At 43.5% G+C, this 11,332-nt stretch carries 9 protein-coding genes; 4 read left to right on the top strand and 5 right to left on the bottom strand.

Translation table 11 applies throughout. The annotated features are described in order from the left end of the window. The first annotated feature begins 13 nt into the window (after window positions 1-13). Together AC1RM2_RS30235 and AC1RM2_RS30230 are read left to right on the top strand one after the other, a co-directional pair. A complete protein-coding gene (locus AC1RM2_RS30235) occupies window positions 14-1,519 on the top strand; it encodes a RagB/SusD family nutrient uptake outer membrane protein (protein WP_218152471.1) in 1,506 nt (501 codons plus the stop codon). Window positions 1,520-1,715: 196 nt separating this feature from the next. After that, window positions 1,716-4,004 carry a GH92 family glycosyl hydrolase gene (locus tag AC1RM2_RS30230; RefSeq protein WP_492988866.1) on the top strand — a complete coding sequence of 763 codons (2,289 nt, stop codon included), beginning with the start codon at window positions 1,716-1,718 and terminating at the stop codon, window positions 4,002-4,004. A gap of 363 nt (window positions 4,005-4,367) precedes the next feature. On the opposite strand, the gene AC1RM2_RS30225 is transcribed toward AC1RM2_RS30230, so the two are convergent. Next, window positions 4,368-4,982 carry a trimeric intracellular cation channel family protein gene (locus AC1RM2_RS30225; protein WP_492988865.1) on the bottom strand — a complete coding sequence of 205 codons (615 nt, stop codon included), beginning with the start codon at window positions 4,980-4,982 and terminating at the stop codon, window positions 4,368-4,370. A 339-nt stretch (window positions 4,983-5,321) separates the two neighbouring features. Further along, entirely contained in the window at window positions 5,322-6,551 is a 1,230-nt protein-coding gene (locus tag AC1RM2_RS30220) for a dicarboxylate/amino acid:cation symporter (protein WP_492988864.1), read from the bottom strand. A gap of 142 nt (window positions 6,552-6,693) precedes the next feature. Here AC1RM2_RS30220 and AC1RM2_RS30215 point away from each other — a divergent pair, with 142 nt between their 5' ends. After that, window positions 6,694-7,272, top strand: a complete 579-nt coding sequence (locus tag AC1RM2_RS30215; protein ID WP_492988863.1) for an HD domain-containing protein — start codon at window positions 6,694-6,696, stop codon at window positions 7,270-7,272. 10 nt (window positions 7,273-7,282) lie between these two features. Continuing rightward, complete coding sequence (locus tag AC1RM2_RS30210; RefSeq protein WP_492988862.1) at window positions 7,283-8,161, top strand: YitT family protein; 879 nt, start codon at window positions 7,283-7,285, stop codon at window positions 8,159-8,161. 135 nt (window positions 8,162-8,296) lie between these two features. On the opposite strand, the gene AC1RM2_RS30205 is transcribed toward AC1RM2_RS30210, so the two are convergent. The 3 genes from AC1RM2_RS30205 to AC1RM2_RS30195 all read right to left on the bottom strand — a co-directional run bounded on the left by AC1RM2_RS30205 (window position 8,297) and on the right by AC1RM2_RS30195 (window position 11,168). Further along, window positions 8,297-9,340, bottom strand: coding sequence for an adenylate/guanylate cyclase domain-containing protein (locus AC1RM2_RS30205; protein ID WP_477361258.1), 1,044 nt, complete (start codon window positions 9,338-9,340; stop codon window positions 8,297-8,299). After that, complete coding sequence (locus tag AC1RM2_RS30200) at window positions 9,340-9,717, bottom strand: response regulator (RefSeq protein ID WP_090651949.1); 378 nt, start codon at window positions 9,715-9,717, stop codon at window positions 9,340-9,342. The genes AC1RM2_RS30205 and AC1RM2_RS30200 overlap by 1 nt, the downstream gene beginning before the upstream one ends. Window positions 9,718-9,797: 80 nt before the next feature. Further along, on the bottom strand, window positions 9,798-11,168 hold the full coding sequence (locus AC1RM2_RS30195) for a sensor histidine kinase (protein WP_492988861.1): 1,371 nt from the start codon (window positions 11,166-11,168) through the stop codon (window positions 9,798-9,800). Window positions 11,169-11,332: the final 164 nt, after the last annotated feature.

Raw genomic sequence — 11,332 nt, 5'->3', positions numbered from 1 at the left:
AAAACATACTATTATGAAGTTTAATTTAAAAAAATACCGGATTGGTTATTCATTACTGATTCTCACTATAATGCTTGGTAGTTGCAAAAACGAGCTTGTCGAAAAAAATAAAGGCGGTTTTGTAAAAAGTAATTATTTTACCAGTGCAAACCAGGCGCGTATATTTGTTAATGGTATTTACCAAAAGCTTTACCTGTTTCAAAATGGGGATGCCTACGGTGAAAGCCCGTTTATTACCATCGAGCTTTTTGCAGGTCATACTACCTCATTAGGGCAAAGTGTTAATAATAACAACGTTATAAACAACCGTACCGACGCTGTTAACCCGGGTTTTGAAGATGTATGGCAAAATAGCTATGGCGCTATAGCAAATGCCAATGTGGCCATAGCAAATATTCCGCCGATAACTCCTTTTGCCGACGCGGATAAAAAAGCTTTGTTAGGCGAAGCCTATTTCTTAAGGGCGTTCTTTTATTATCACCTGGTTAGGTTATACGGCGATGTACCATTAATTACCGAACCGGTTACTATTACAAGCCCCAATCTTTACCCTGCACGTACAGCTGCCGCTGCTGTGTATGATCAAATCATCAGCGACCTCAAAGCCGCGGAAGCATCGGGCCTGCCTGAATCTGATAAAACAGGTAAGGTATCGTTAGGTGCAGTGCGTACTTTGTTAGCCAGTGTTTATTTAACTACTGCCGGTTTTCCGCTTAAAAAGACTGCGAATTACGCTTTGGCCGCTGCCGAAATATTACCGGTTATAAATGGTACCGCATACACTTTGTTTGATAAGTATGATTATCTGCATGACAACGCACACAAAAACCAGGGCGAATTGATATTCCAGTCCAACTACCTGGTTGGCGTGGCTACAAATGCCATCCCCCAGTTAACTGTTCCATTTAACTTATTGGTTGGTGTATATGGCGATCACCTTGGCGCGATGATACCTACCAATGCCTTCTTTAACAGTTATGAAGCGGGCGACTTACGTGCAAAAGAAAGGCAGTTTTATTTTTCAAGCTACCCATCATCTAAAGATGGTACGATCATCAACTTTGGCGAGCATGCCCTTTACAAATATTTCCACGTAGAGAGTGCAACAGGTAATGGCCAGAGCGATGAAAACTGGACCTTTTTGCGCTTGCCTGAAGCTATGCTGATTTACGCAGAAGCAAGCAACGAAGCAGAAGGAGCACCAAATGCAACAGCAATTGCCCAGCTTAACAAAATACGGGCACGTGCGCAACTGGCCCCCATAGGTGCCTTAAGCCAGGACGCATTCCGCAAAGAGGTTTGGAAAGAGCGCTATCATGAACTGGCATATGAAAACAAAGCTTATTTTGACATACAGCGTACCCACCAGGTTTATGATGTTATCAACAACACTTTTGGTGATGCTACATCAACCAAAAACGAGCAAAATGTAACCATGAAAGCTCAGTATTACTTGTGGCCTATTCCGCAGCGCGAGATTAGCACTAATGCTAAACTAACCCAAAACCCGGGTTGGTAAGCCTCAACCTGCCCTTACTAAAAGGGCCTCACCTAAATCCTCTCCAAAAGAGAGGACTTAAAAAAACATTCAAATCAAGAACCCTCTCCTTTGGAGAGGGTAGGGTGAGGCTAAATATTTAAACATAAAAGACCGGCCAATGCAGCTGGTCTTTTATATTTACAGGTAAATTGAAAAACATTAAATGTCTCCCGGAATGAAGAAAAACATTGTACTCATTGGTTCATTATTAATGGCTGCTACATGTGCCATGGCGCAGCAGGTAAATAAAGTAACCGACCCTGTTGAATACATTAACCCGCTGATGGGTACGGATTCGCATTATGACCTATCCAACGGCAATACTTACCCGGCAATTGCACTGCCCTGGGGCATGAACTTCTGGACACCCCAAACCGGTTTAATGGGCGATGGATGGGCTTACACTTACGATGCCCATAAGATACGTGGCTTTAAGCAAACCCACCAGCCATCGCCCTGGATGAACGATTATGGGCAATTTGCTATAATGCCGGTAACCAAACATTTAAAAGTATCGCAAAACGGCCGGGCAAGCTGGTTTTCGCACAAGGCCGAGATTGCCAAACCATATTACTACAGCGTTTACCTGGCTGATCATGATGTAACTACCGAGATTACACCGACCGAAAGGGCGGCCCAGTTCAGGTTTACTTATCCCAAGACAGACAGTTCTTTTATTGTGATAGACGCGCTGAACAAAGGATCATATGTAAAAATTATTCCCGGCGAGAAAAAGATAGTAGGTTACTCTACCAAATACGCTCGCGGCCCCTTAAAAAACTTTAAAAACTACTTTGTTATTTATGTAGATAAGCCCATCACCATTGCGCAAACCTACAGCGATACTACTCTGAGCAATGGCCTGGAACTGAAAGCCGAGCATGCAAGCGCTTTAATAGGTTTTGCCACTACCCATGGCGAGAAAGTACATCTGCGGGTAGCTTCGTCATTCATCAGCATTGAGCAGGCCGAACTGAATCTGAAAAGGGAAGTAGGTAACGACAGCTTTGACGTAACCAAACAAAAAGCAAAAGACGTTTGGAATAAAACCCTTAGCCGCTTAACTGTTGAGGGCGGTACTATTGACCAGACACGTACTTTTTACTCCTGTATGTACCGTATGGTTTTCTTCCCGAATAAACTGTATGAGATAGACGAGAAAGGAAATATTGTACACTACAGCGCGTCTACAGGTAAAGTATTCCCGGGCTATAAATTTGCCGGTACCGGCTTTTGGGATACCTTCAGGGCGCTGTATCCGTTCCTGAACCTGGTTTATCCTTCGATCAATAAAGAGATGCAGGAAGGCCTTATTAATGATTATAAAGAAGGCGGCTGGCTGCCCGAATGGTCGAGCCCTGGGTATTCTGCGGTGATGATAGGCAACAACTCTGCATCTGTAGTATCCGAAGCGTACTTAAAAGGTGGTAAAGGTTATGATATCGAAAAACTGTACGAGGCCCTGGTACACGGTGCCAATAACAAAGGCCCTGCGGCGACCGGCCGCGAAGGGGTGGAGTACTACAACACATTAGGCTATGTTCCTTACGATGTTAAGATCAACGAAAATGCAGCCCGTACCCTGGAGTATGCTTACGATGATTTTACCATTTATAAGTTAGGTAAAGCCTTAGGCAAGCCTGCATCCGAAACCGATTTATACAAAAAACGGAGCATGAACTACAAAAACCTGTTCGATCCGTCAACCGGGTTAATGCGTGGTAAAAATAAGGATGGTTCATTTGAAACGCCTTTTAGTCCGTTTAAATGGGGCGATGCCTTTACCGAGGGCAACAGCTGGCATTACAGCTGGAGCGTTTTTCATGATATCCAGGGGCTGATAAACCTGATGGGTGGCAAAAAGCAATTTGTAACCAAGCTCGACTCGGTATTTACATTACCACCAGTTTTTGACGATAGTTACTACGGCGAAACTATCCACGAAATCCGCGAAATGCAGATTGTGAATATGGGGCAGTATGCTCATGGCAACCAGCCTATACAGCACATGATTTACCTGTACAACTACGCCGGCGAACCATGGAAAACTCAGCTGCATGTACGCGATGTGATGAACAAGCTGTACAAAGCTACCCCCGATGGTTATTGCGGCGATGAGGATAACGGGCAAACTTCGGCCTGGTACGTATTCTCGGCAATGGGCTTTTACCCGGTTACGCCGGCCAGCGACCAATATGTGCTGGGTGCGCCATTGTTTAAAAAGATCACTTTAAAGCTCGAGAACGGCAAAACCGTAACCATCAATGCCGCCAATAATAATTACGCCAACCGGTACATCAATACCATGAGCGTAAACGGCAAGCCTTATGATTTAAACTGGTTAAGTCACAAGGAGTTACAAAAAGGCGCAACCATCAACTTTAATATGGCCTCAACGCCTAATAAAACAAGAGGGGTGAAGGATAGCGATGTACCTTACTCCTTATCAAACGAAGCCCCCTAACCCCCTGAAGGGGGAACGATGGCGGCTTTAATTATCAAATATCAGCCTTGCGAAGTTTTTAAAACTTCGCAAGGCTTTTTTAATTATTTCATTGTCCACCAGATAGAACCTGAAAAAAAATTATGGCGTACGAGGGATATAGGTTAAACGAATGTTCTAACCCTAACGTCATTGCGAGGCACGAAGCAATCCCCTACAGGCTAAGTCCCACATAGTTCGTTATTGCGAGGTACGAAGCAATAACGGATAATGGATATTGATAATCAATAATCTACAACAATATGGTTTTTGTCATCGTCTTCACTTCAAAATCCGCAAGATTTGGCCATTCATGACCACAATTAGTAGTCGTCTCAAGTAAGCTTAATGCCATTCTTCTCTATAAACAAATTTGGGCATTTGCCAGTTGTATCTGATAGATAGCAGGCGTAACGCCAGGCCAATAATGCAAGCAATTATAATGGCAACCGCATCGCTGGCACCTAAATATTCAACTCCTAAGTAAACAGCCCCGGTAACTATCGATGCGCTTGCATAAATCTCCTTGCGGAATAGTAGTGGCACTTCGTTACAAAGCACATCGCGCAGTACGCCGCCGGCACAGCCCGTTATCATTCCGCTTAATAATACAATAGTAGCCGGCAGGCTTATTTGCTGTGCTATCTGGCAGCCGATAATGGTAAATACCACCAAACCCAGCGCATCCAGGTATAGGAACAGCGTTTTCATTTTAGTCATTAGCCGGGCTATAACGGCTGCCAATATCGCTGCACCGGCGGTTATCAGCAGGTATTCGGGATGCTCAACCCAGCTCATGGGATAGTGGTTAAACAGGATATTGCGTACGGTGCCGCCGCCTAAGGCGGTTACCCAGGCGATGATGCAAACGCCCACCCAATCCATATCCCTGCGTCCGGCAGATAGGGCTGCCGTCATGGCTTCGGCAATAATGGCGATGATATATAATATGTGTAGCATGGCAGGTAGGTGTTTAACAAATATAGCTAATTTGTTTTCTATCAAAAAGCTGAGATTCTTTCTCTCCAGGGCAAACGTATTCAAATAACTAATGGAATAGGCGATATAAGCATCAAACAACACCCTGTTTTTATTGGCTGATCCTGGTTAAATGATCCGGTTACCGAAGAGACTTGTATTGGCCAGCAACAGGCAAAAGTATTAGAATACGCCTAAATTGCACTCAGTTTCGTGTTAACCATGAAAAAATATAAAATATTGGTTATTAAATATTTATGATTATTTATCTGAAATGTGTTAAGTTATGTTAACCCAATCAGATGCGTTTGCCCCGTCTTCCTACCCCTTGAGAGGTTCAGGGCCCATCCAGTTTTTTCCATCTACGAAGCGGGAAATCATCATCGCGGCCACGGTATCGCCGGTCGCATTTAGCAGGGTAGCCATGGGGTCGACCAGTGTACCTATGATCATAGCCGGAGGTAAAGCCTCTGGCGGAAAGCCGTAGGCCGATATAAACAACAATTCGCCTATATAACCGCCATTGGGTATGCCGCCTTCAACCAGGCTTACCAGTACGGTTAAAGCCAGCGCCACTACCACGGTTTCTGCATTATTAAAGCTTTTGCCAAACAAGGCAAATACAACCGCCATTTTTACGATGGATGATATGCTTGATCCATCCTTGTGCAGGGTGCCTCCAAGTGGAATGGTTACATTGGCGATAACATCCCGGATGCCCATTTTTTTTGCGGCATCTAAATTTGCCGGGATGGTTGCAATACTGCTACAGGTGCCTACTGCCGTTGCCGATGGGATAATGTTGTTTTTCCAGTACCTTTTTACTGCGCTCACGCCGCCCGCGATAAAAGCGTAAAGGCTAAATATGGCAACAAAATAAAACGCGCCTACGCCATAGTACAAAGCCATTGAACGGGCGTAACCCCCAAATAGCTGCGGGCCGAACACGCCCACCTGGTAGGCAAAATAAGCCCCTAACCCAATAGGGCCCAGTTTCATGATCAGGATAAAAATATTTTTAAACACTTCGTTACCGCTATGCAAAAAGCGGGTAAAAGCAGCACCTTTTTCGCCGGCATTAAGGGTGGCAAAGCCTATCAGCACCGAAAATATGATCATGGCCATCATGCTTTTGCGCGATAACAACTGGTAAAATTCGCTGGTAGTAAAAAGGTTGGTGAGCTGATCGCCTAACGGTTTTTTGTCGATGGCTTCAGTAATAGGATTGGCCACTAAATGCTGATGGATAGGGAAGATCCAGATGGCTATAATGGTCACCATGGCTGCTACCAGCACCGTACCCACAAATACCAGCGAGGTTATACCCAACAGTTTACCAAGCTTATTTGTGGCATCCAACCCGGCGATCGCCGATGCAATGGCAAAAAACACCAGGGGTACAACAGCGGTGAATAACAGGTTCAGGAAAATATCGCCTATGGGTTTAATAATACTTACCTTATCGCCTAAAAAAATGCCGGCAATACTGCCAACTATAATACCCGCCATCAGCAATATGATGCCCTTGTAGTTTTTGAACCAATCATTCATGTAGCTAATATAGTTTTTTACACGTACAACGGATGCATGTGATACACTACCGGACGAACAAAAACTTAGCGCCATGTATTTATGCCGTTTTGAAATTTGCCTGGTAACACATTTTATTATATTAGCAGCCAATTTATAACCAATGCAGATTGATAAGGCCGGGGAATTTATCCTAGATAAAATAAAAAGCGAACTCCCGGTACATTTTTACTACCACAATGCAACCCATGCGCAGGATGTACACAATGCTGCTAAACGTTTAGCTTTAGGTGAAGGTATCGATTTAGCAGAAACTACTTTACTGCTTACAGCCGCTCTGTTTCATGATTCGGGTTTTTTGTATGGGGTGGATGATCATGAAAGCAACTCCTGTAAAATAGCCCGCGAGCATCTGCCAGCCTTTAATTATTCGGATGCCCAGATAGCCGTTGTTTGCGATATCATTATGGCCACCAAAATACCCCAGAAACCGCATAACAAGCTGGGCGAAATTATTTGTGATGCCGATTTGGATTATTTAGGCCGGAATGATTTTTTTATCCTTAGTAAAAGGTTATTTTCGGAACTTGAAATAACCCATAAACTGAAAACAGAACAGGAGTGGGATAAACAGCAGGTAAGCTTTCTGAAAAGCCACCGCTATTTCACCAAAACAGCCATCAGTTTACGAGAAGCTGAAAAAGAAAAGCACCTGCGTACAATAACTGAAAGATTAATATAAAGTACTATACATGACTAAACCGGAACATAGTTTATCTGAAATAATTAAGGATGTAGTAACCGTAATTGTCGGGATTTTATTTTGCGGATTTGCCCTGAAGGGTTTCCTTGTACCAAACAAGTTTTTTGATGGTGGTGTAACAGGTATGTCCCTGCTTATTCATGAGCTTTACGAAATCAATATCGCGGTAGTTATTGTGATAGCCAATATCCCGTTTATTATTATGGGGATGTTTCAGGTTAATAAAGCCTTCGCGCTGAAAACTTTTGCCTGTGTTATCGCTTTGGGGCTTTGTTTGCAATTTATTGATTATCCGGTTGTCACTTCCGATAAATTATTGGTGTCCATTTTCGGCGGCGTGTTTATGGGTTTGGGGGTAGGCCTGTCCATTCGTGGCGGCTGCGCGTTGGATGGCATAGAGATATTGGCGCTTTATACGCTTAAACGAAGCAGCCTTACCATCAGCGAAATTATTTTAGGGATAAATGTTATCATCTTCCTGATAGCTGCTTACGAGATTAGTTTACAGGCATCCTTATACTCCATATTAACTTACTATACAGCATCCCGCACCATTAGTTTTGTAATTGATGGGCTGGAAGAATATACGGCGGTAAACATCATATCCGGCCAAAGCGAGATCATCAAAGAGAAACTGGTTATGGAATTGGGCCGGGGCATCACCATATACAAAGGCGAGCGCGGCTTTTTAAAAGAAAGTTTTGATGTGCACCAGCCTGTTGATATCATTTTCACCGTAATAACCCGCTTCGAGGTACGCCGCCTAAAAAACCTGGTGCACAGCATTGACCCCAAAGCATTCGTATTCACCAACAGCATCAAAGAAGCTGCAGGTGGGGTATTGAAGAAAAGGGTTAGGGAGCATTGAGATTTTAGTATCAAGTAGTAAGTATCAAGTATCAAGATTTTTTGACGCGGTCTTTTGCTGCTGTCTTGATACTAATTAATTACTTGATACTAATCGTTGCAGCTGTCTTGATACTTACTACTTGATACTTACTACTCAAGAAACTACTTCATAAATCTCCACCGGTTTCGCTTTGTTCTTCAACGTCACTTCGCCAATTTTTTTGAGTTCGAAAGATTCTTTGGCCTTTTGGTAAACTTCTTCGGTTACAACAATCTGGTTGGCCTTGGCTACACCCTGCAGGCGCTGGGCCAGGTTTACGGCATCGCCGATTACGGTATAATCCAGGCGTTTCAGGGAGGCAGAACCAATGTTGCCTGATATCATTTCGCCCGAGTTGATGCCGATGGATACATCGGGTTTAAACGTTTTATCACCGTAAACTATAGTTTCGGTGCTGTGCATTTTTTCGCGCACGGCAAGGGCTGCATCAATGGCACGGTCCAGGTGGTACTCTCCGCGGAAAACGGCCATGACAGCATCACCCATAAATTTATCTATATGACCGGTTTGGGCTATAATTTCCTGCACCATCATATCAAAAAGCTTGTTAATTAAACTAACAACGGCATTGGCCGGTACATGTTCGGATATGGCCGTAAAGCCGCAGATATCGATGAATAAAACAGTGGCATCAACGGTTTCATTGCTTAGCAGGCTTGTTTCAAACTCCTTGTGGGTCATAAAGTTGAGCACATTCTCATCAACATACATTCTCAGAATGTTATTCTCTTTAATGGCCTGCATGGTTTTTTTCAACTCCAGCACATGCATCAACGTTTTTTCGATGGTGATATCCAGGTCGTCGAAATTTACAGGTTTAACCACAAAGTCAAACGCGCCGCGGTTCATGGCAGTCCGGATATTATCCATATCGCTGTAGGCCGATACCATTACAGCTTTTAAAATAGGGTTAGCCTCGGGCAGTTTGGTAAGCAGCGTGAGGCCGTCCATTTCGGGCATATTGATATCACTCAAAATCATATCAATCTCCGGGTCTTCGGCAAGTTTCACCAGTGCTTCAAAACCATTGTGGGCGAATACAAAATCATATACTTTTTCACGGATCTTTTTCCTGAATTTTTGTTTTATCAAAAGCTCCAGGTCCAATTCATCATCAACCACCAGTATTTTGGCCATTATTGTTCTATGTGTTTTAGTTTTTCTTTTAAATTATTAAAGTCAAGGGGCTTGGTTAAAAAGTCATTCGCCCCCAACTCCATCGATTTTTGGTAGTTTTCGTCATCGCCATAAGCAGTAATCATCATGACCACCGGTGGTGGTTTCTCGTAGGTGTGCCTTATTTTGTCGAGCAATTCCAACCCCGTCATGCCGGGCATATTGATGTCGGATAGGATCAGGATCACTTCAGAGTGGTTAACCGCCAAAAACGACATGGCTTCCTCGCCCGATTGAGCGAAGTTGAATTCGATTTCGCCATTTTTTATCTCCTTGCGAAAGCGTTGCAAAAACAACGGTTGTACATCGGCCTCGTCGTCAACAACAAGTATTTTCATAGTTTTATTCTCGTTTCAAATTTAGGTTTTGTATTGATTTAACAGGCAGTTAAAACACGATTGTTACGGCTGTTTTACCATTAATTGGCTTTTACATCGGGAATAGTGATCACAAACTTAGCAAACTCACCTTCGGCCGTTTCTACCTTCAAATCGCCGCCGTGCCCTTTTGTAATGATATCATAACTCATGGATAGGCCAAGGCCCGTTCCCTGCCCGGTTGGTTTGGTGGTAAAAAATGGCTGATATATTTTGTCCAATACCTTTTGCGGGATGCCTGTTCCGTTATCGCTTACGGTAATTTCAACGGCGTTTGGTAATTTTCGGGTAACCACCGTTACAGTTGGCTCATAGCCGGCAATGTTTTGTTTTTTCTTTTCGGCAACCGAGTAAAAGGAGTTGTTAAACAAGTTTAAAAGTACCCTCCCCAAATCCTGCGGAATGGCTTCAATTTTACCAATATTTTCATCAAAGCTGGTTTTCATGCCGGCGTTAAACATCTTGTCTTTGGCCCGCAAGCCATGATAACTCAGGCGCAGGTATTCATCGGCCAGCGCATTAATATCGGTCGGCTCTTTTTTGCCGGTGGTTGTACGCGAATGCTGCAGCATCCCTTTTACTATGGCATCAGCCCGTTTGCCATGCTGGTTTATTTTGGTCAGGTTTTGGGTAATATCGTTTATTATATCATCAGCTTCCTGTTTAATATCGTCGGGCAGCTTGCTTAGCACCTCGTCCTTAAGTTCGTCCAATAGCTCGATGCTCACCTCGCTAAAGTTGTTTACAAAGTTAAGCGGGTTTTGAATTTCATGGGCTATACCTGCGGTAAGCTCGCCCAACGATGCCATTTTTTCCTGCTGTACCAGTTGTGCCTGGGTGCTTCTCAGTTCGGATAAGGCATGTTGCAGTTCTTCCTTTTGGTTGGTTAGTTCGGCGGTACGTTGCTTTACTTCGCTTTCCAGGTTAACTTTCATCGCAGCCATCATGCGGTTCTGTTCCTCTTCGTTACGGCGTTTTATTCGCTCTGTTTCAAGGGCTTTGGCTTGTTTGCGATTTATCCACCACATGGCAAAAACCCAAAGCACAGTGAAGTTTATGAAGTTATCAAAAAGTTCGTTGTGATTTTCATGGAATTGGGGTGCAACCAGTAATATAAGGTCGCTAACAATAACTGCGGCAGCATACGGCAGTACCCAGTTAATGATAGATCTGTTTGCCTTGAATTCATCTTTCGTGAATGGCAGCGAAATTAGCCAGCCTAAAAGAGCGTGTCCAAACCACCTGATTAACCCTTCTTTTTCAAGAAAAATGCTCCCCATCATTATGGCAACCGCGCCATATAATACATACAAAAGGTATTTATCCCATTCGCTGACGATGCCCCGGTCTTTTAAACTTTTGCGCAGTTGGGTTGTAAGAAATATGGTAACAGCAGGTTCTAATCCTATCATAAAGAATCAAATTTTCAATTTGCGCCGGATGTTTAGGCAAACAATTTTAAAACTAATATTTTATTTGCATTAATCAGAATTTAATAGCGAAATGAGCAGGGAAATTGCGTTTAACGTTTATAAGATTTATTTCGCGCAAAGACGCGGAGACGCAAAGTGATTTG

The organism is Mucilaginibacter sp. GW822-FHT03E02, assembly GCF_058801545.1.
The sequence above is the reverse complement of the archived record's forward strand: the minus strand, read 5'-3'. Positions and strand labels throughout refer to the sequence as shown.